General features: G+C 59.5%; 21 protein-coding genes. 8 read left to right on the forward strand and 13 right to left on the reverse strand.

Annotated features, from left to right (window positions below):
* Nucleotides 1-7: 7 nt before the first annotated feature.
* Together ribF and murJ are read right to left on the reverse strand one after the other, a co-directional pair.
* Nucleotides 8-946, reverse strand: coding sequence for a bifunctional riboflavin kinase/FAD synthetase (gene ribF / locus ACYYKW_RS00380; RefSeq protein ID WP_172833241.1), 939 nt, complete (start codon nucleotides 944-946; stop codon nucleotides 8-10).
* Nucleotides 947-1075: 129 nt separating this feature from the next.
* Nucleotides 1076-2614, reverse strand: a complete 1539-nt coding sequence (gene murJ / locus ACYYKW_RS00385) for a murein biosynthesis integral membrane protein MurJ (RefSeq protein WP_464989173.1) — start codon at nucleotides 2612-2614, stop codon at nucleotides 1076-1078.
* 252 nt (nucleotides 2615-2866) lie between these two features.
* On the opposite strand from murJ, the gene rpsT reads away from it, so the two are divergent.
* Entirely contained in the window at nucleotides 2867-3139 is a 273-nt protein-coding gene (gene rpsT / locus ACYYKW_RS00390) for a 30S ribosomal protein S20 (RefSeq protein ID WP_003228351.1), read from the forward strand.
* 124 nt (nucleotides 3140-3263) lie between these two features.
* On the opposite strand, the gene ACYYKW_RS00395 is transcribed toward rpsT, so the two are convergent.
* Nucleotides 3264-4010 carry an NADPH-dependent F420 reductase gene (locus tag ACYYKW_RS00395; RefSeq protein ID WP_464989174.1) on the reverse strand — a complete coding sequence of 249 codons (747 nt, stop codon included), beginning with the start codon at nucleotides 4008-4010 and terminating at the stop codon, nucleotides 3264-3266.
* A 103-nt stretch (nucleotides 4011-4113) separates the two neighbouring features.
* Between ACYYKW_RS00395 and ACYYKW_RS00400 the strand changes: the two genes are divergently transcribed.
* The gene (locus tag ACYYKW_RS00400) at nucleotides 4114-4467 is read left to right on the forward strand and encodes a winged helix-turn-helix transcriptional regulator (RefSeq protein ID WP_093098193.1); all 354 of its coding nucleotides are present in this window, start codon (nucleotides 4114-4116) and stop codon (nucleotides 4465-4467) included.
* A gap of 102 nt (nucleotides 4468-4569) precedes the next feature.
* Here the strand turns inward: ACYYKW_RS00400 and ACYYKW_RS00405 are convergent, their stop codons facing one another.
* The 5 genes from ACYYKW_RS00405 to rplU all read right to left on the reverse strand — a co-directional run bounded on the left by ACYYKW_RS00405 (nucleotide 4570) and on the right by rplU (nucleotide 8325).
* Nucleotides 4570-5037, reverse strand: coding sequence for a CreA family protein (locus ACYYKW_RS00405; RefSeq protein WP_166216509.1), 468 nt, complete (start codon nucleotides 5035-5037; stop codon nucleotides 4570-4572).
* A 10-nt stretch (nucleotides 5038-5047) separates the two neighbouring features.
* On the reverse strand, nucleotides 5048-6166 hold the full coding sequence (proB, locus tag ACYYKW_RS00410) for a glutamate 5-kinase (protein WP_090286441.1): 1119 nt from the start codon (nucleotides 6164-6166) through the stop codon (nucleotides 5048-5050).
* 137 nt (nucleotides 6167-6303) lie between these two features.
* Entirely contained in the window at nucleotides 6304-7527 is a 1224-nt protein-coding gene (gene cgtA / locus ACYYKW_RS00415) for an Obg family GTPase CgtA (RefSeq protein ID WP_090286443.1), read from the reverse strand.
* Nucleotides 7528-7720: 193 nt separating this feature from the next.
* Nucleotides 7721-7978: a 50S ribosomal protein L27 gene (gene rpmA, locus ACYYKW_RS00420; RefSeq protein WP_016773121.1), complete on the reverse strand. Its 258-nt coding sequence runs from the start codon at nucleotides 7976-7978 to the stop codon at nucleotides 7721-7723.
* Between the two features lie 35 nt (nucleotides 7979-8013).
* The gene (rplU, locus tag ACYYKW_RS00425; protein WP_007924746.1) at nucleotides 8014-8325 is read right to left on the reverse strand and encodes a 50S ribosomal protein L21; all 312 of its coding nucleotides are present in this window, start codon (nucleotides 8323-8325) and stop codon (nucleotides 8014-8016) included.
* A 241-nt stretch (nucleotides 8326-8566) separates the two neighbouring features.
* Between rplU and ACYYKW_RS00430 the strand changes: the two genes are divergently transcribed.
* The 3 genes from ACYYKW_RS00430 (at nucleotide 8567) to ACYYKW_RS00440 (ending at nucleotide 10447) form a co-directional block, all read left to right on the forward strand.
* Complete coding sequence (locus tag ACYYKW_RS00430) at nucleotides 8567-9535, forward strand: polyprenyl synthetase family protein (protein ID WP_090286445.1); 969 nt, start codon at nucleotides 8567-8569, stop codon at nucleotides 9533-9535.
* 121 nt (nucleotides 9536-9656) lie between these two features.
* Entirely contained in the window at nucleotides 9657-9998 is a 342-nt protein-coding gene (locus ACYYKW_RS00435) for a zinc ribbon domain-containing protein YjdM (protein WP_464989175.1), read from the forward strand.
* A gap of 191 nt (nucleotides 9999-10189) precedes the next feature.
* Nucleotides 10190-10447 (forward strand): PA4570 family protein, encoded by a 258-nt coding sequence (locus tag ACYYKW_RS00440; protein ID WP_093098189.1) that lies wholly within the window; start codon nucleotides 10190-10192, stop codon nucleotides 10445-10447.
* 135 nt (nucleotides 10448-10582) lie between these two features.
* On the opposite strand, the gene ACYYKW_RS00445 is transcribed toward ACYYKW_RS00440, so the two are convergent.
* From ACYYKW_RS00445 to ACYYKW_RS00455, 3 genes are all read right to left on the reverse strand, one after another.
* Nucleotides 10583-11200: an FKBP-type peptidyl-prolyl cis-trans isomerase gene (locus tag ACYYKW_RS00445; RefSeq protein WP_008078561.1), complete on the reverse strand. Its 618-nt coding sequence runs from the start codon at nucleotides 11198-11200 to the stop codon at nucleotides 10583-10585.
* A 122-nt stretch (nucleotides 11201-11322) separates the two neighbouring features.
* Nucleotides 11323-11628: a DUF6482 family protein gene (locus ACYYKW_RS00450; protein WP_464989176.1), complete on the reverse strand. Its 306-nt coding sequence runs from the start codon at nucleotides 11626-11628 to the stop codon at nucleotides 11323-11325.
* Between the two features lie 145 nt (nucleotides 11629-11773).
* A complete protein-coding gene (locus tag ACYYKW_RS00455) occupies nucleotides 11774-12262 on the reverse strand; it encodes a TIGR00645 family protein (protein WP_090286455.1) in 489 nt (162 codons plus the stop codon).
* Between the two features lie 161 nt (nucleotides 12263-12423).
* Between ACYYKW_RS00455 and ACYYKW_RS00460 the strand changes: the two genes are divergently transcribed.
* Nucleotides 12424-14253 (forward strand): hypothetical protein, encoded by a 1830-nt coding sequence (locus ACYYKW_RS00460; protein WP_464989177.1) that lies wholly within the window; start codon nucleotides 12424-12426, stop codon nucleotides 14251-14253.
* Here the strand turns inward: ACYYKW_RS00460 and ACYYKW_RS00465 are convergent.
* Both ACYYKW_RS00465 and ACYYKW_RS00470 read right to left on the reverse strand, forming a co-directional pair.
* Entirely contained in the window at nucleotides 14250-14570 is a 321-nt protein-coding gene (locus ACYYKW_RS00465) for a PA4575 family protein (protein WP_090286459.1), read from the reverse strand. The genes ACYYKW_RS00460 and ACYYKW_RS00465 overlap by 4 nt on opposite strands.
* 326 nt (nucleotides 14571-14896) lie before the next feature.
* Entirely contained in the window at nucleotides 14897-17335 is a 2439-nt protein-coding gene (locus ACYYKW_RS00470; RefSeq protein WP_093098183.1) for a Lon protease family protein, read from the reverse strand.
* A gap of 300 nt (nucleotides 17336-17635) precedes the next feature.
* Between ACYYKW_RS00470 and ACYYKW_RS00475 the strand changes: the two genes are divergently transcribed.
* Together ACYYKW_RS00475 and ACYYKW_RS00480 are read left to right on the forward strand one after the other, a co-directional pair.
* Complete coding sequence (locus ACYYKW_RS00475; protein WP_007909797.1) at nucleotides 17636-18124, forward strand: DUF3015 domain-containing protein; 489 nt, start codon at nucleotides 17636-17638, stop codon at nucleotides 18122-18124.
* Between the two features lie 96 nt (nucleotides 18125-18220).
* A complete protein-coding gene (locus ACYYKW_RS00480; protein ID WP_464989178.1) occupies nucleotides 18221-20074 on the forward strand; it encodes an Lnb N-terminal periplasmic domain-containing protein in 1854 nt (617 codons plus the stop codon).
* Nucleotides 20075-20164 lie beyond the last annotated feature (90 nt).

Here is a 20164-nt window from a genome sequence, read left to right on the forward strand (position 1 = left end):
CTCTTCATTAGCGATGGGCGCTAGGTGCGGCTAGTGCACGGGCGGCGGCGACATCCGCGTTGATCGCCGTTTTCAGTGCCTCCAGGGAGGCGAAACGCTGCTCTTCACGCAGCTTCTGGTGGAAAACCACCGTCAAACGCCGGTCATACAGATCGCCGGCAAAATCTAAAAGATGGACTTCGAGGTGGGCCTTGCCATCACCTTGTACCGTGGGCCGTACGCCAATATTGGCGACGCCGGGCCAGGTCTTGCCGTCGATATCGACATTCACCAGATACACCCCGGTGAACGGCACGCGACGACGCTTGAGTTGCACATTGGCCGTGGGCGTACCCAGTTGCCTGGCCAGTTTCTGGCCATGCAGCACGCGACCGGCAATCCGGTACGGGCGGCCGAGCAAGCGTTCGGCCAAAGCGAAATCGGCCGCGGCCAAGGCGTTGCGCACTTGCGTGCTGCTGACGCGAATGCCGTCCAGCTCGACGGTTTGCGCGGCTTCAACGCTGAAACCGTGCATCTGCCCGGCCTGCAGCAAAAAATCGAAATCGCCGAGGCGATCGCAACCGAAACGGAAATCGTCACCGACCTCCAGATGCTGCACGCCGAGACCATCGACGAGGATGGTGTCGACGAACTCACTGGCGCTGAGCTTGCTCAAGCGCTGATTGAAGGCCAGGCACAACACCCGGTCGACGCCTTCGGCAGCCAGCAGTTGCAGCTTGTCGCGCAAGCGGGCCAGACGTGCCGGCGCAGTCTCGGGTGCAAAGAACTCCCGGGGCTGCGGCTCGAAAATCACCACGCAGCTGGGTACGCCCAACTCGAGCGCACGCTCACGCAGCCGGGCCAGGATAGCCTGGTGACCACGGTGAACACCGTCAAAGTTGCCAATAGTGGCGACGCAGCCCCGATGCTGGGGGCGCAAGTTGTGGAGGCCTCGAACCAGCTGCATAACGCGCTTCTTGCTCATAAAGTGGTCGATTATAACCACACCCGACGGTCGACGACAGGCAACACCGTAACGCAAAGTGATCGAGCCGACAAAACTGCCGGCCCACGCCTGTGGATAAAGGCTGAAACCTTAGCTCAGGGCCTTGCGATTGAAGTCACGCAGACGGAAACCGAGCAGCAGCAACATGCCGAAATAGGCCACCACGCCAGCAACCACCAGCGCGCCAAGACGCAGGAAGCGCTCTAGCATGTGCCCCTCATCCCACGCCGGCATGAAATGCATGCCCGCCAGCAATACCGCCGACATGACCGCAACCGCCACGACCAGCTTGAAGCCGAACTTGCCCCAGCCCGGCTGCGGCTGATACATCTTCTGCCTGCGCAATTGATAGAACAGCAGCCCCGCATTCAGGCAAGCCCCGGCACTGATCGCCAGTGCCAGGCCGGCATGAGCCAACGGACCGATCAACGCCAGGTTGAACAGCTGCGTGCAGACCAGGGTGAAGATGGCGATCTTCACTGGCGTGCGGATGTTCTGTTGCGCATAAAAGCCCGGCGCCAACACTTTGATCACGATGATCCCCAGCAAGCCGACCGAATAGGCGATCAATGCACGCTGGGTCATCTCAGCGTCGAAGCCGCTGAACTGGCCGTACTGGAACAGCGAAACCGTCAGCGGCTCGGCGAGAATCCCCAGCGCCAGCGCGCACGGCAACACCAGCACAAAGCACAGGCGCAGACCCCAATCGAGAATCCGCGAATATTCGTGGCGATCCTTGTTGGCGTAGGTCTTCGCCAGCGTCGGCAACAGGATCGTACCGAGCGCCACGCCTAGCACACCGGACGGCAATTCCATCAAACGGTCGGCGTAATACATCCACGACACGGAACCGGCGACCAGAAACGAGGCGAAAATCGTGTTGATGATCAGCGAAATCTGGCTGACCGAAACCCCGAGAATCGCCGGCAGCATCTGCTTCATCACCCGCCACACGCCGGTATCGCGCAGGTTCAGGCGCGGCAGCACGAGCATGCCGATCTTTTTCAGGTGCGGCAGTTGATAGAGCAACTGCGCCAGACCACCGACCAACACCGCCCAGCCAAGGGCCATGACCGGCGGATCGAAGTACGGCGTAAGAAACAACGCAAACACGATCATGCTGACGTTGAGCAGCGTCGGCACGAACGCCGGCACGGAAAAACGGTTCCAGGTATTGAGGATGGCGCCGGCCAGCGAGGACAGCGAGATCAGCAATATATAAGGAAAGGTCACCCGCAGCAGATCAGAGGTGAGCTGGAATTTTTCCGGCGTGTCGGTAAAACCCGGCGCCGTTGCCCAGATCACCCAAGGCGCAGCGAGCATGCCCAACGCCGTGACGAGCGCCAGCACCAAGGTCAGCAGGCCGGTCACGTAAGCAATGAACGTACGCGTTGCCTCTTCGCCCTTCTGGCTTTTGTATTCGGCGAGAATCGGCACGAAGGCCTGGGAAAATGCGCCCTCGGCAAAGATTCGCCGCAGCAGGTTGGGCAGTTTGAACGCAATAAAGAAGGCATCCGTGGCCATTCCGGCGCCGAATATGCGCGCGATCAACGTGTCCCGGACAAAACCCAGAACCCGGGAAAGCATTGTGATAGAGCTGACCGCGGCCAGCGATTTGAGCAGATTCATTGAGGGAGTGGGTGCCTGTCGATAAACAGCAGGCGAACAATGCGCCTACTTGTGCGATACTCCGCGCCGCAACAGCACAGAGCCAAAGCTCGCGAGTTTACAGGTCAAGCGCCGGAAATAAATATCCCGCCTCTTTATACCTACCACTTAGCGGAACGATTCAAGTGCCCTTGACAAGACAAGTCTTCATCGGCATGATTCGCGGCCTATTTTGTTTGCTATTTCCTAAAAAGTCTTTCGAGGAGCTCGACGGTGGCCAACTCACCTTCCGCCAAAAAACGTGCAAAACAGGCTGAGAAGCGTCGCAGCCACAACGCCAGCCTGCGTTCCATGGTTCGCACCTACATCAAGAATGTAGTCAAAGCCATCGACGCAAAAGACGCTGAAAAAGCTCAAGCTGCATACGTTCTGGCTGTGCCAGTTATCGACCGCATGGCCGATAAAGGCATCATCCACAAGAACAAGGCAGCTCGTCATAAGAGCCGTCTGAATGGCCACGTCAAAGCGCTGAAAGAAGCTGCTTAATCGACGTAGTCATTAAAAAACCGACCTCAGGGTCGGTTTTTTATTGCCTGTGATTTGACCAGTTTCACGAGCGAGACCGCGCCCCACCCTCAAAGAGCCAGGCGCCGCCACGCACCGATTAACGTCAATCCAGCGGATTGAAAGAACGATTCATGGCCACGACGTCGTCATGGCCTGGGTTCGGACCGAGCAATTGGAAGTGCCGGGGCAACTCATCGCGTATGGCTGGCGCCCGCCCCTTGACCGCCAACGCCAGAGCCCGGCGCATGGTTTGCGCGTCGTAGTCACAGCAATAGCAAGGCGTGCACGGCTGCTGCCGCCAGGACTCGTCAAGCGTACCGCCATCCACCGGATCAAAACCAACCTGATCCACCAAAGACATGACCGTCTCTTTGGCCTTTTGGTCATCCCCTGCTACGGCCGCTGCCAGACGACCCTCAGTACCTTGCGCACGACCCAGCTCAGCCAAGGTATAGGCCAGCAGGTTGTTGAAAGCCTTGATCACTGCACGCCCGATCTGCCGGGTGACCCAGATGCTTTCCGTCACTCCCTGATCGATCTCCTCAATCTTCGGATCGCGCAAGCCGGGGTAGTAATTACTGGTATCCACGATCGGGACGCCGGGTGGCACAGAAGCAAACAGATCAGCAGGTAACGCACTCAACGCCGGCAGCGGTATCGACAACACGATCACCTCCACCCCGTCTACCGCCCCTCGAATATCCGCAGGTTCCACGCCGATTTCTTCAGCAAACGCACGCACGCCGTCAACGCCTCTAGAGTTCGCCACACGGACCTCATGCCCGGCAGCCTTGAGCTTGCGCGCGAGAACACCGCCAATATTGCCGGTGCCGATGATGCCGATTTTCATGATTCAAACCCCCCTTCAATGATTAGCTGCACCGATGTTAGGGGGCTGGTGTGATAATGGTAAGTACCGACCAAAAGGTGGGTAACTCACCTGCGAGGAAGAAATGGACCGAGAGTGGAACTGCGAAGACCCGCAAAATCGAAAGATCTGGGCCGAGGCAACGACTGAGACGCTTCGCGTACTGGAGGGGAAATGGAAAATCATCATCCTCTGCCAGCTGTTCGCGGCAAAGGGCGCGCTGCGCTTCTCGGATCTGGAGAAGCTGATCGAAGGGATCAACCAGAAAATGCTGATCCAGCAGCTCAAGCAACTGGAAAAGGACGGCATTGTGCTGCGCACGGTGTACCCGCAGGTGCCACCCAGGGTGGAATATCAGCTCACGCCCATCGGTCACGCGCTTGGGCCGTCAATCCAGGCATTGATCGAATGGGCAGAGATGCGCCGCGATCAGCGCTGAGCGCTTCAGGCTGCAATGGCCCAAATCCAAACGCCAGAATGCAGCGAGCCGGCCTGCAAAAAACTGCCGGACCGGCTCGCACATCGTTTGGGCTTGCAGCGCTTACTGCTGGACCGGCACCCACGGCAGGATCGGAATCGCGGTCACGGCATTCTGCGGACTGCCCTCGATCAAGCGATCGCTGTAGACCAGGTACACCAGTGTGTTGCGCTTCTTGTCGAGGAAACGCACCACCTGCATGGTCTTGAACACCAGCGAGGTGCGCTCCTTGAACACCTCGTCGCCATCCTTCAGCTCACCCTTGAACTTGATCGGCCCCACCTGGCGACAGGCGATCGACGCTTCCGCGCGATCCTCGGCCAGACCCAGACCGCCCTTCACACCGCCAGTCTTGGCGCGCGACAGGTAGCAGGTCACGCCCTCGACCTTCGGATCATCAAAGGCCTCGACCACAATGCGGTCGTTCGGACCGACGAACTTGAACACCGTCGACACCTGACCGATTTCTTCGGCCGAGGCCAGCAATGGCAGCGCCATCAGCAGACCCAACAATCCTTTTGCTACGCGCATCGAGTTTTCCTTAAACCAGAATCAGGTTGTCACGGTGAACCAGTTCCGGCTCCGCCATGTAACCGAGCAAACCGACAATCGCATCCGACGACTGACCGATGATTTTTTGTGCTTCCAGCGCGCTGTAGTTGGCCAGGCCACGGGCGATCTCACGACCGTCCGGCGCCACGCAAACCACCATCTCACCGCGACGAAAGCTGCCTTGCACCAGTTTGACGCCCACCGGCAGCAGACTCTTGTTGCCTTGCGACAGCGCTGAGACCGCACCATCATCCAGCACCAGGGTGCCACGGGTTTGCAGGTGCCCGGCCAGCCACTGCTTGCGTGCTGCGAGCATGCCGCGCTCAGGCGAGAGCAAGGTGCCGATGCGCTCGCCGGCTTTCAGGCGATCAAGCACTCGCTCCAGTCGCCCACCGACAATGATCGTGTGCGCACCGGAACGCGCCGCCAGACGCGCCGCGCGCAACTTGGTCTGCATGCCGCCACGCCCCAGCGCACCACCGGTGCCGCCCGCTACCGCGTCGAGGCTCGGATCATCGGCGCGCGCCTCGAAGATCATCTGCGCATCGGGGTTGTTGCGCGGATCGGCGTCAAACATGCCGTCGCGATCAGTGAGGATCACCAGCAGATCCGCTTCGACCAGATTGGCCACCAGCGCCGCCAGCGTGTCGTTGTCGCCGAAACGGATTTCGTCAGTGACCACGGTGTCGTTTTCGTTGATCACCGGGATGACTTTCAGCTCGACCAGCGCGCGCAAAGTGCTGCGGGCATTGAGATAGCGCTTGCGGTCGGACAGGTCATCGTGAGTCAGGAGGATCTGCGCGGTGTGCCGGCCATGCTCGGCAAAGCTCGATTCCCACGCCTGCACCAAGCCCATCTGACCGATTGCCGCGGCCGCCTGAAGCTCGTGCATCGCACTGGGTCGCGCCGTCCAGCCCAAACGACTCATGCCGGCCGCTACCGCCCCGGAGGACACCAGCACCAACTCGACGCCAGCCTCATGCAAGGCCACCATCTGTTCGACCCAGACACTCATTGCCGCGCGATCGAGCCCTTTGCCATCCGCTGTCAGCAAAGCGCTGCCGATCTTCACGACCCAACGCTGCGCACCTGTCACCTTGCTCCGCATCATCTTCAACCTTAGCTTGAGGGCAGCACGACCTGACACCACCCATGACGTTAATCGTGGCGATTGCTGACCAACGATCGATTTCCAGATACCAAAACGCCGCTCGATTGAGCGGCGCTTAAGTTTACTGCAACGAATCAGTCACGCACGTAAATGATTTCCGGACCGTCTTCGTCATCCACATCTTCTTCGTCCCAGTCATCGTCGCCAATGTCATGGACCGACTTCACGCCACTGCGACGCAGCGCACGCTTGTCATCCAGCGCCTGCAACTGCGCACGCGCTTCGTCTTCGATGCGCTGATCGAGATCGGCCAGCTCTTCCTTGTAGGCCGGGTCATTGGCCAGGCGATCGGCACGATCTTCCATGTAACGCATGATGTCGTGGCACAGACGCTCGGTACCGATCTTGGCGATCGCCGAGATCACGTACACCGGACCGGTCCACTCGAGGCGGTCGACGATTTCCTTGACGCGAGCGTCGTGCTCTTCTTCAAGGATCTGGTCGCACTTGTTCAGCACCAGCCAGCGGTCACGCTCGGCCAGCGACGGGCTGAACTTGATCAGCTCGTTGACGATCACTTCAGCCGCGTCCGGAGCACTGGAGTCATCCAGCGGCGCCATGTCGACGAGGTGCAGCAGCAAACGCGTGCGCGCCAGGTGCTTGAGGAAGCGAATGCCCAGACCGGCACCGTCGGAAGCGCCTTCGATCAGCCCCGGAATGTCGGCAACGACGAAGCTCTTCCAGCGATCGACGCTGACCACACCAAGGTTCGGCACCAGCGTGGTGAACGGGTAATCGGCGACTTTCGGCTTGGCGGCCGAGACCGAACGGATAAAGGTACTTTTACCAGCGTTCGGCAAGCCCAGCAGACCGACGTCGGCCAGCACTTTCATTTCCAGCTTCAGGTCACGCTGCTCGCCCGGCTTGCCCGGCGTAGTCTGGCGCGGCGCACGGTTGGTACTGGATTTGAAACGGGTGTTGCCCAGACCGTGCCAGCCGCCCTGCACCACCATCAGTTTCTGACCGGCCTTGGTCAGGTCGCCGATGACTTCCTGGGTGGCGGAGTCGATCACCGTGGTGCCGACCGGCACGCGCAGGATCAGGTCCTCGCCCTTCTTGCCGGTGCAGTCGGTGCTGCCGCCGTTGGAGCCACGCTCGGCATCGAAGTGCCGGGTGTAACGGTAGTCGACCAGGGTGTTGAGGTTTTCGTCGGCCATCATGTAGATGGAACCGCCATCACCGCCATCACCTCCGTTCGGACCACCGTTCTCGATGAACTTTTCCCGACGGAAACTCATGGCGCCATTACCGCCATCACCAGCCTTTACGCGAATCGATACTTCATCAACAAACTTCATAACCAACGCCTCTCGCCGTACGGACGAGCCGAAAAACAATCAAGACATAAGACTCTTGCAAAAATGAGCGCAGCGACCCCAAGACACGACCTGCATCGCACGCCGACAGCCCATACAAACAGCTTTGCAAGAGACTCACCCCACAAACGAAAAAGCCCCGTCGCAAGACAGGGCTTCTCCAGCGATCTCGCGATTAAGCCGCGATTACGCTCACGTAACGACGACCGAAGGCGCCCTTTACTTCGAACTTGATCACGCCTTCGATTTTAGCGAAGAGAGTGTGATCCTTACCCATGCCAACGCCGTAGCCAGCGTGGAATTGGGTGCCGCGCTGACGCACGATGATGTTGCCGGCCTTGATGACCTGGCCGCCATACATCTTCACGCCAAGGCGTTTGGCTTCTGAGTCGCGACCGTTACGGGTACTACCACCAGCTTTTTTGTGTGCCATGAGTTCAATTCTCCTAGTGAGGAATTAGGCTGTAATTAAGCCTGAATACCGGTGATTTTGATCTCGGTGAACCACTGGCGGTGGCCCATACGCTTCATGTGGTGCTTACGACGACGGAACTTGATGATGCGGACTTTATCGTGACGACCTTGGGAGATCACTTCAGCCTTGACGGTTGCGCCAGCAACAACTGGTGCGCCGATGTTCACGTCGTCGCCGTTGGCGACCAGCAGAACGCGATCAAAAGTCACGGATTCGCCAGTAGCGATTTCCAGTTTTTCGATCTTCAGGTATTCACCTTCAGCGACCTTGTATTGCTTACCGCCGGTAACGATTACTGCGTACATGGTATTTCTCCGATAATCCTGCTCACCCAGCTCTTTATAAGAAGAGGTATTGGCTGGCATGGCTGCATGGGGCTGGAACGGCCCAAGTGCAATTGCGTAAGGCAGGTGCTGCCCAGGAAGTTCAGGGTGCGCGATTGTACGCAAGCCGCAGCAGGCTTGCAAGTAGCCGTCCATCGCGCCTTGACAGGTCTGGACGGGGGTCCTAGCATGCCGCGCAACCCTTCTGGAGCGACTCTCGCTGATGCAACCCCAAGCTTTCTACCGCGCGGTGGCGGACGATTTTAGCGCCGTCGACGGCATCATCAAGAAGCAGCTGACTTCCCGAGTACCGCTGGTATCGAAAATCGGCGATTACATCACCTCGGCTGGCGGCAAGCGTCTGCGTCCTTTATTAGTGTTGCTGTGTGGCAAGGCCCTGGGTCGCGAAGGCGACGACATGCGTCTGCTGGCCGCCACCATCGAATTCCTGCACACCGCGACCCTGCTGCATGACGACGTGGTCGACATGTCCGGCATGCGCCGTGGCCGTTCGACCGCCAACGCCATGTGGGGCAACGCCCCGAGCGTGCTGGTCGGCGATTTCCTGTATTCGCGCTCGTTCGAAATGATGGTCGAACTGGGTTCGATGCCGGTCATGAAGATCCTGTCCCAGGCCACGCGCATTATCGCCGAGGGCGAAGTGTTGCAACTGTCCAAGGTGCGTGACGCCAGCACCACCGAAGAAACCTACATGGAAGTCATCCGCGGCAAGACTGCGATGCTCTTCGAAGCCTCGACCCATAGCGCCGCCGCACTGGCCGGTGCTACCGCCGAGCAGAGCGAAGCCCTGCGCACCTTCGGCGATCACTTGGGTGTGGCCTTCCAGCTGGTCGATGACCTGCTCGACTACAAGGGCGACGCGGAAACCCTGGGCAAGAACGTCGGTGACGATCTGGCCGAAGGCAAGCCAACCCTGCCGTTGATCTACACCATGCGCGAAGGCACGCCGGAACAGGCTGCACTGGTGCGCCAGGCGATCCAGAAAGGCGGGATCGAAGACCTGGAAAGCATCCGCATCGCCGTGGAAGCTTCCGGTTCGCTGGAGTACACCGCGCAACTGGCCCGCGATTACGTGGCCCGTGCGATTACTTGCCTCGAAGCATTGCCGGCCAGCGAATACCGCGATGCGCTGGTGGAACTGAGCGAGTTTGCGGTCGCCCGCACGCACTGATTCTGCCCTTGGTGGGAGCGAGCCTGCTCGCTCCCACAGTTGTTTCTGCGTTATCCCCTCCTTCGGCTAAAACCCTATACAATGTGCGCCCTTTTATCCTCCTGATACCCAAGGAACCTTAGTGAGCACGTTGCCACCCTGCCCGAAATGCAATTCCGAATACACCTACAAAGACGGTACGCAACTGGTCTGCCCTGAGTGCGCCCACGAGTGGTCTGCCGGCGGCGAAGCCGAAGTGGCGTCCACGGATGACGTGAAGAAAGATTCGGTCGGCAACGTCCTGCAGGACGGCGACACCATCACCGTGATCAAGGACCTCAAGGTCAAGGGCACCTCCCTGGTCGTCAAGGTCGGCACCAAGGTCAAGAACATCCGCCTGTGCGATGGCGACCACGACATCGATTGCAAGATTGACGGCATCGGTCCGATGAAACTCAAATCCGAGTTCGTCAGAAAAGTCTGAGCCTTGCGTCATCCATCCTGCGCCAGCCGTGGGATGGAGCTTCGCCCTCTGCGCTGCGCCTCAAAGAATCCTTTATTTGCCCCTTCGCGAGCAGGCTCGCTCCCACACAAAGATCATCATCCGCCAATAGGCACTTGCTATTTGATGAATAAGAATTATTCTCATTGAAACCTTTCAAGGAGAAACGACCCATGACTTATTTGATCGACGCCTGGCTGGATCGCCCGCACCCCTACCTCAGAATCCTCCATCGGGAAACCGGCGAAGTCTGTGCGGTGCTTGAAGAAGAAGCGTTGCATGAGCTGCAGGATCAAGGCGATCTGGACGTCAGCAGCCTCAATTCCAGCGAGCCGCTGGTGCTCAAGGAGCTGGTGCGCAACCTGTTCCTGTTCTGCTATGCCCGGGCGTTGCGCCCCAGCAGTGAACTTCACAACAAGATCGAAATATGAAACGCGGTAAAAACTGTAGGAGTGAGCCTGCTCGCGATAGCGGTGTGTCAGATAGCCAGTCAACTACTGACAGGACGCAATCGCGAGCAGGCTCACTCCTACATTAGTTAGCCCGCCACGAAGGCAGGCCCGGAATTACAGAACGTCCAGCAGCTCGACGTCGAACACCAGAACGCTGTGCGGCGGGATGCTGCCAACGCCTTGAGCGCCGTAAGCCAGTTCGCTTGGCACGTACAGGCGCCATTTGCTGCCGGCATTCATCAGTTGCAGCGCTTCGGTCCAGCCGGCAATCACGCCGCCGACCGGGAATTCTGCAGGCTGGCCGCGCTCGTAGGAGCTATCGAACACGGTGCCGTCGATCAGCGTGCCGTGGTAGTGCGTGCGCACCTGGTCTTCACGGGTCGGCTTGGCGCCTTCGCCCTGGGTCAGCACTTCGAACTGCAGGCCGGAAGCCAGCGTGGTGATGCCGTCACGTTTGGCGTTTTCCGCCAGGAAAGCCAGGCCTTCACCAGCAGCCGCTTCAGCCTTGGCAGCCGCTTCGGCCTGCATGATTTCGCGGATCACCTTGAAGCTGGCGGACATCTCTTCCTGACCCACACGGCTTTCCTTGCCGGCAAACGCGTCGGTCAGGCCAGCCAGAATCGCGTCCAGGCTGACGCCCGGTGGCGGGTTGTCGCGCAGCTGGTCACCCAGCTGACGGCCAATGCCGTAGCTGACGCGGGTTTCGTCGGTGGACAGATTTACTTCGGACATGACACTGCTCCGCTGTGCGGACGGCCACAAGACGTGCCGTGCGAGCACAGCGCGTCCCGGCGCGCCCGGAACCAAAAGGGCGAGCAGACTAGCACAGATGCCCCGAACGTGGGGTGCCGGTCCTACAGGGCCGAGCCCCAGGCGAGCGGCACTTTCAGGCTTTCATTGATGCCACCGCCCAAACCGCACATTTCATCGTGCACCGAGGTGTGCACCAGATTGAACGGCAATACCGGAAAAGCATGCAGCATGTCCCGCGCGTGCTCGACGGAACGAAGAGTCAGGGTTTTGCCCAGAGGATCATGCAACGGATGAGCAGCCCCATGCATACGCGCTTCCAGCAGATAGATCCCGCCCTCCATGGAAATCAGATTCAACTCATCGACCTTGCCGGCGATGGCGAACGCGTTCAGCTCTTGCAGGTTCATCGAACACCTCAAGCAGTGGCGAGCCAGAAGCTACAGGGATAGGCCTCAGCGGCGCAAAGCACAAGCAACAAACGAAGCCGCCCGTCTGTTTCACAACAGACGGGCGGCTCTTTTATGCCTTGATCAATGGTTGATCAGTGCTTGATCAGTGCTTGGTGACCTTGTCCAGGTAACCCATGGCGAACGCCGAGATCACAAAGGTCATGTGAATGATCACGTACCACATCAGGTGCTCGGGATCGACGTTCTTGGCATCCATGAAGATGCGCAGCAGATGGATCGAGGAGATCGCCACGATCGACGCTGCGACTTTCATCTTCAGCGATGAAGAGTCCATGGTGCCGAGCCAGCTGAGCTTTTCCTTGCCTTCGTCGATGTCCAGTTGCGAGACGAAATTCTCGTAGCCGGAAATCATCACCATTACCAGCAGACCGCCGACCAGCGCCATGTCGATCAGCGACAGCAGCACCAGAATCAGTTCCGACTCGGCCATGGCGAAGACGTTGGGCAGGATATGCACGATTTCCTGGAAGAACTTCAATGCCAGCGCCAGCAAGCCAAGGGACAGGCCGATGTAGATCGGCGCCAGCAGCCAGCGCGTGGCGTACATTGCATTTTCGATAAAGCGTTCCATTGAATCTCACACAAGGGGGCTGGAAATGGCGGCGAGTATAGCAGTCACCTGTGACAGCCAGAAACCGTCCGAAAATCCGCGACCTGCGTGTGTGTGTCATTTGTTTTCTGCTAGTGTCCAAAGCATTGACAGCCCAGTGACCGTAGACAGGACGCGTGGAAATGGATGTGCGATTGCCGCTGACGACCGCCGGAATTTGCCTTGCCTTGCTGATCAGCGGTTGCTCGCCCGGCGATGAAAAACGCGTCGTCAACCTTGACGAAAAGACCGCCACCTTCGAACAGTCGCTGGACGCGATCATCGATCCGAAGCTCAAGGACGCCATCACTGAACTCGGCGGCTCGCTGCTGTTGCTCGATCGCGCCCGCCTCAAGCTCGACGACCTCGCACCGCATACCGAGTACGGCGAAGACGCTCTCGCCGTGCTCAAGCACTACCCTACCCCGCAGGCACTGGTCGATACGTTCATCAACGGCCTGTTCGTGCTGCACAAGGATGCCAGTTCCGATTACCTCACCGACCTGCAGCCGGTCTTCCCCTTCAACCTGAACATCCCCGGCGGTTTCCTGTTCCCGCATGCCATCGAATGGCGTTCGGTGACACTGAGCAACCAACGCGTGATCGCCTGGCAGCCGGAATGGTCGGAAACCGATCCCGGCATCCAGCTCAGCCCGTCCAGCTCCAACGTCACCAACCCCGACGACCTGACCGTGACCTACCCGTTCATCGACGGCTTGAACGTCGACAAGAAAACCCTGCCGCAACCGGTCAGCCTGCAAGGCCAGGTCGAAGTCATCGCGCCGCGGCGCCTGTACAGTTTCGACCTGACGCAGAAAGACGTCGGCCAGACCCGCAGCAACGACAACCTCAGCGTCAAATTGCTGAAGCTTGAAAACAACTACGCCGAGGTCGAAGTCAGCAACAGCCTGCCGCTGGCCGCAGAAGTGGCCGAGACTCGCCTCAATCCGCTGATCGTCCAGGCCCGCGACGCCAGTGGGCAATACCTGGTGCGCGCCGGGTCGATCAATGAAAGCCCGGAACAGGTGGCGTTTTACCAAAAACAACTGGCGCAATTGCAGCAGCAGAAGACCTGGAGCGACAGCCTGGAAAAACAGCTCAGCGACGACCAGCAAGCGTTCGAGAAGGAGCATCCGCGTCGCTACAACAAGGTGTATTTCCACGGCCCGATCGAAACGCTGGAAGTCAGCGTGCTGGACTTTTCCTCGGCGACGGTCACGCGCAAAGACCTGAACCTGCCGGTTCGCACCTTCAACCCGCATACCACGGCCAAAGCCGTGCAGCCGCTGGACCTGCCGGTGGTGGTTTACGACGATCTGGCCGCCAACTGGCTCAAAGGCGCAACGCTGACCGAGGAGCAACTGAAGGCCGGCGTGCGCATTCATCAATCGGTGGAGGAGCCGAGTGCCGCGCGCATCGAGTTCTCGCACCGCCGCACCTTCAATGATGAAATGCTCGGTGACGAACTCAATCCCGGCGTCAGCCCGGTGACCTTCTTTACCGAGAAGCGTGGCGGCAAGCTCGACGAACCGATCGAACTGCCGCCCGAGGCGTATCAGGTGGACCCGTTACAAGCGACCATCACCTACGACCTCAATCTGTTCCCGGAGACACCGGCGATTGCGGTCGGCTCGATGCCGCTGTTTCTCGCCACGGTGAACAAGCAGACATACGACGCCAGGTCCTTGCCCAAGGGCCTGGAGATCAAGGACAACACACTGGTGGTCGACCTGAAACTGTTCTCGCCCAACGAATGGCGTTTCTTCGCCAAGGACGACAGCGGTCATTACCTGAAGCAGATTCTCTCGGTCAGCCATGACGCCAGTGCAGAGGGCCCGGCGCTGTTCGGCGTGCATTATTTCTATGGTCGTCCGACGCACGTGGAGACCTATCAGCGAACCGACCTCAGCACCGTGCAATACGGTTTCGAGGTCAAGCTCGACAAGGCGCCATTGCCACCAACCGCGCCTTAGCTGTTGAGGCTGCGCCCACGACCGCCGTTGATCTGGCGCAGCTGGGCCTGCAAATGCAGACTCCATATCTGCGGATCGTCGGCCAGTTCATAACCATGCAAGGTCAGGCTTTCGACGATCGTGTCGAGTATCGACTCGGCCGCCACCGGGCCGTGAAACGGGCCTTGGGCCTTGATCGCAGAAGGTTGTTCGCCCGCCATGCCGGCGGCGAAGAGCAATGTCCACATGCCGTTATCGCCGGCCAGCGGCTTGACGGCGCATTCGATCCGGGTCACGAGACCCAGGCATTGACGGGTAAGGCAGAGGTTGCGCGACATGGCGGCGACCCTCGATAAAGCCGGTATTCAGCCCCCACAGGAGGACTGGCTCGATCCAGTGATACTGTCGATATCCTTGACCTGAGAATAGAAGAAAAGTGTCCTTCGCAAGCCGAATGGAACCAGAAGGCGCCGAATGGTCATTGTGTGAATATTGACGTCAGAGTCGTGACACATTTGCCGAAGATCGCTGCAAATCCTAATGCTGAAAAAGCACTGTGGGAGCTAACCTGCTAGCGATGGCGGTGGTTCAGCCAGCACATTGGCTGAGTGACATATCGCATCGCCAGCAGGCTGGCTCCCACAGTTTTTTACCGTGCTGAGGCTTAAGCGGGCTTGGCTTCGGCCAGTGCCTCCTGCGCCAGTTCCTTCTCGGCTTCTTTGAGATCCTCTTCGCTGATCATCTCGGCAATATCACGCAGACGCTCCACCACTCGTGCGTTGATGCTGCCTTCCGGGAATTGCCCATCCTCATTCGGCTCACCCGCCGGTTCGCCGACCAGCAGACTCAACGCTTCGTCCGCCTGGCGCACCGCGTAAACGTGGAACTGTCCGGCTCGCACCGCCGCGAGGACTTTTTCGTCGAGCATCAGCGTGGCGACGTTGGCCTGCGGAATGATCGCGCCCTGCTCGCCGGTCAGTCCGCGCGCTTCGCAGAGGCGGAAGAAGCCTTCGATCTTCTCGTTGACCCCGCCGACCGCCTGCACTTCACCGAACTGGTTGATCGAACCGGTGATCGCAAAGCACTGCTTGAGCGGGGTTTTCGACAGCGCCGAAATCAGCGTGCAGGCTTCGCCCAGCGACGCACTGTCGCCATCGACGTAACCGTAGGATTGCTCCAGCGCGATGCTCGCGGAAATCGCCAGCGGGAATTCCTGCGCGTAACGGCTGCCCAGATAGCCGGTGAGAATCATCACGCCCTTGGAGTGGATCGGCTGACCGAGATTGACCTCCCGCTCGATGTCGACAATGCCGCTGCCGCCCGGGTACACCGTGGCAGAAATCCGCGCCGGCACGCCGAACGCCGAGTCGCCGACTTCAAGCACGGTCAGCCCGTTGCACTTGCCGACTGCCGCGCCATCGGTGTCGATCAGGATGATGCCGGCGAGCATGTCGTCGAGAATCCGCGCCGACACCCGGCCGGTGCGGGTGGCCTTGGCTTTCAGGGCTCGCTCGATGTGCCCGGCATCGGTCATTTCATCGCCGGCCAGATGACGGATGAAGTCCGCCTCGCTGACCAGTTGAAACAGATCGCCGATGCGCGCCGACAAGCGCCCCTGGTGTTCGGCCAGCCGCGCACTGTAGGTCGCCAGACGCGCCACCGCATCAGCGGTGAGCGGCGCCATGCCTTCTTCCGAAGTGCGGGTTTTCAGCAACTGGGCGAACTGTTCCAGGCTCTCGTCGACCATCGGGATGTCTTCGTCGAAGTCGACCAGTACGCGGAACATTTCCTGGAAGTCCGGATCGAGGTCCTGCAGCGTGTAGTACAGCTGCCGCGCGCCAATGATGATGACTTTGACCTGCAGCGGAATGTGCTGCGGGTTCAGGGTCACCGTGGCGAAACGGCCCATCTCGCCCAGCGGCGATTCCATTTTCAGTTTGCGCGATTGCAGCGCGCGCTTGAGCGCATCCCACACGAACGGCTCGCTGAGCATTTTTTCCGCTTCGAGAATCAGAAAACCGCCGTTGGCGCGGTGCAAAGCGCCCGGGCGCAACTGCCGATAAGTGGTGTACAGCGCGCCCTGATCGGTGGTGTATTCGATACGACCGAACAGGTTTTCATAAGTCGGGTGTGGCTCGAAAACCACTGGCGCACCGCCGCTGGCCGGATGGCCGACCACCAGGCTCGGCGCATATTGCTCTTCGAGCAGTTTTCGCGCGACAGCGTCGGTCTTGCTGTCGTCGACCAGTTGCTCGACCACGGTTTTCAGCAAATACACCTGCATCGCTTGCAGATAACCGCAGACCGCGGCGTTCTCGGCGTACTTCTCCGACAACGGCGCCAGCAACGGCTGCAAGGCCAGGGTGATGGTTTCTTCGTTGAGCTGGCGCAGTTGATTGTTCGATTCGCGCTTCCACTGCGGCAGGCTGGCGAGTTCTTCGTTCAGACGCTCCTCGAGCCCGGAAATATCATCGTGGAAGCGCTCGCGCTCGGCTTCCGGCAACTGGGCGAATTCGGCTTCGTCCAGCGCCTTGCCGTCGAGCATGGGGGTGAAGGCGATGTTGCTGCTGTCGCGATACAGCGCGACGTCTTTTTCCAGGGCCAGGCGCTCGATGATGTCGAGGGCCTTGTCGTAGCGCTGGTTGAAGGCGCGGTCGATGGCGCTTTTCTTTTGCTGGTAGGACGGGTGTTCGAACACGGCCGGAAAAGTCGCCAGCAGGTTGTCGATCAAGCCGTTGATGTCACCGATGAACGCGCCGGCGGTACCCGATGGCAATTCCAGCGCACGCGGCTCGCGCGGCTCGTCGAAATTGTTGACGTAGACCCAGTCCGCCGGGGTCTGCAGGCGTTTGCCTTCGGCTTTCAGGTAGCGTTTGACGAACGAGAAGCGGCCGGTCCCGGGCTCGCCCATGACGAATACGTTGTAACCGGGGCGTGGCATGGCCACACCGAACTGCAAGGCTTCGACCGCGCGTTCCTGGCCGAGCACACCGCGAAAGGGCTCCAGATCATTGGTGGTAGTGAAGCTGAACTGTTCAGCGGAAAACGGACGGGTCAGCGCTTCGGGCGCGAGACGCAAGCTGGCAGCAACAGGATCAGGCATCGGGCTTCCTTAACAATCGGGCGGGGCAGATAGCGGCATTCTGGCGCTGCCCGTGCCCCACTGGCAAGGCGCGCCACATGACAAAGCATAGACAACCGACCAGCCCGGCGGCGCGTCCCGTAAAACCGGGGTTTATTCCAAATATTTTGTAAAAAACCACGGAACCCTCGGAACGTGCCTAAACTCCAAACTGCGCGGCTGGAACTAATACTGGCCCACTGGCTATATTCGGCTCTGTTTCACGCAGCACCGGAAAGTCAGAACCCTGTCCATTGGTATGCACATAAAGAGAAAAAAGCTATGAAACGGATTCTTCTCGGTACTCTCTTCACCGCTGTATCCATCAACGCAATGGCGCAAGCTCCAGGCGGCCCGGATTGCGGTTGGGGCAACATGCTGTTCGAAGGTCAGCGTGGCACCCCGGCTCACTTCCTCGCTTCCACCACCAACGGCACTTCCGGTAACGCTACTTTCGGTATGACCTCCGGTACCAACGGTTGCTCGACCAACGCGTCGCTGACCTACGGCGGCAAATCCTGGTTCGCCATGAATGGCATGATGAACGAGCTGTCCGAAGACATGGCCAAAGGCAACGGCGAAGCGCTGACGACTTACGCTGTGGTACTGGGCGTGGCACCAGAAGATCGCGCGCACTTTGCCGCTGTCACTCACGAGCACTTCCAGCAGATCTTCAGCAAGGCTGACGTGACCGCAGAAGACGTGCATACCAACACCCTGGCGGTACTGAAATCGGACCCACGTCTGGCCAAGTACGCAACCCAGGCTTAAGCTCGACCCCGCCCGCTTCCTTCGGGAAGCGGGTTTTGTTTTTTTGGCCCGCCCTTCCTTGGGTCTTTTATTTCTTTCCTGTTCAAGTTGCCGACTATGCTCAAACGCCTTGCCTGGCTGGCGCTCTGTGTCTGCGCCCCGCTGTCCGCCGCGCCTCACATCGACCCTCAACGTTTGCAGCAACTGGCCAACGACCGCTTCTGGATTTCCCTCGGTCATTACGAAACCGCCAAGCTCGGCGGCTGGCGCAGCTATGTCAGCGACAAGAAGTTCTTTCTCGCTGCCGATGGCAACGAGCATCCGGACCGCGAACTGGCCGCCACCGTGCAGGCGCTGTACGCCCCGGCCAGTCTCGGCGAACAACACGCACAATGTGTATACCCGGCGCGCACGCGCTGGCTGAAAGCGCAGCTCAACCTCAACGATCTGCCGACGCCGGAGTGCGCCGAGTACAAGAAATGGTTCAAGGACGTCTCGCCGCACAGCGCGGTAATGATTTTCCCGGCCGCCTACCTCAACAGTCCTTCGTCGATGTTCGGCCACACCCTGTTGCGCATCGATCAGGCCGATGTACAGGCCGACAAGACTTCGCTGCTCAGCTACGCGATCAACTTCGGCGCCTATATCGAAGGCTCCGACAACAGCATTCTCTATGCCTGGAAAGGCTTGATGGGCGGCTATCCGGGGCTGTTCGCGCTGGTGCCGTATCAGGAAAAACTCTCCGAATACCGCAGCCTGGAAAACCGCGACCTGTGGGAATACCGGTTGAACCTGACGCAGGAAGAAACCGCGCGCATGGTCGAGCATGTCTGGGAGCTGAAGCAGATCCAGTTCGATTATTTCTTCTTCGACGAAAACTGCTCCTATCGCTTGCTCGAGTTGCTGCAAGTCGCGCGGCCGAGCCTGCGCCTGACCGAGCAATTCCCGCTGACTGCCATCCCCACCGACACCGTCAAAGCGGTGAAAGAGGCCGGGCTGGTCGAGCACATCGAATATCGCCCGTCTCGCGAGCGCGAATTGCTCAGCCGCGCCGAGCCGCTGAGCGATGACGAACAGCAATGGGTACTGAAAGTCAGTGCCGATCAAGAGGTGTTGCAAGAGCCGACATTCAAGGCGCTGCGCCGCGACCGTCAGGCGCTGATCGTTGATGCGGCCTATCGCCTGGAGCGCTACCGCGCCAACGGCCAGGAACGTGATCCGCAACGGGCGCAGCGCAGCTTCGAACTGCTGCGGGCGATCAACAAGAATCCGGCTCCGGAGCTGAACATTCCGCAACCGGGTCTGCCCGAAGATGGCCATGAGTCTCGTACCTGGCAGGCCGGCCTCGGCACGCGCGGTGATCGTGCGTTCGGCGAGTACGGCTTGCGCATGGCCTATCACGATCTCAATGACAACGCCGAAAGCTTCCCGCTCGGCGCACAGATCGAGATCCTGCAACTGAAGCTGCGCCAGTACGAAGGCAACGATTGGCAATTGCAGCAACTGGATCTGGCGACCATTCGTTCGCTGACACCGCGCAATGAGCTGCTGCAGCCATTGTCATGGCAAGTCACCGGTGGCCTTGAGCGGGTACCGGGCAAGCATGATGACGAGACGCTGGTCAGCCACGTCAACGGCGGTGGCGGTGGTACATGGCAGTTGGGCGAGGATGTGCTGGGCTTTGCACTCGGCACCGTGCGCGTGGAACACAACAATGACTTCGCCGAGTTCGTGTCCCCGGCCGGCGGTTTCAATACCGGTGTGTTGTGGAAAAACCCGCTGGGCAACCTCAGTCTGGAGGCCAAGGGCGATTACTTCTTCAACGGTGAAGTCCGCCGCAGTCTGAGCCTCAATCAGCAGTGGGAGCTGTCGCGCAACCTCGGTTTGCGCTTGAGTGCGCAGCGTGAATTCAGCCATCTCGCCACGCCCGAGACCGAAGTCATGCTCGAAGTGAAGTGGTATCACTACTGACTTCGAACATATCCCCTTGTAGGAGTGAGCCTGCTCGCGATAGCAATTCGTCTGTCAGTGCTGCTGTGACTGACACACCGCCATCGCGAG

Source organism: Pseudomonas sp. 15C (genome assembly GCF_055484735.1).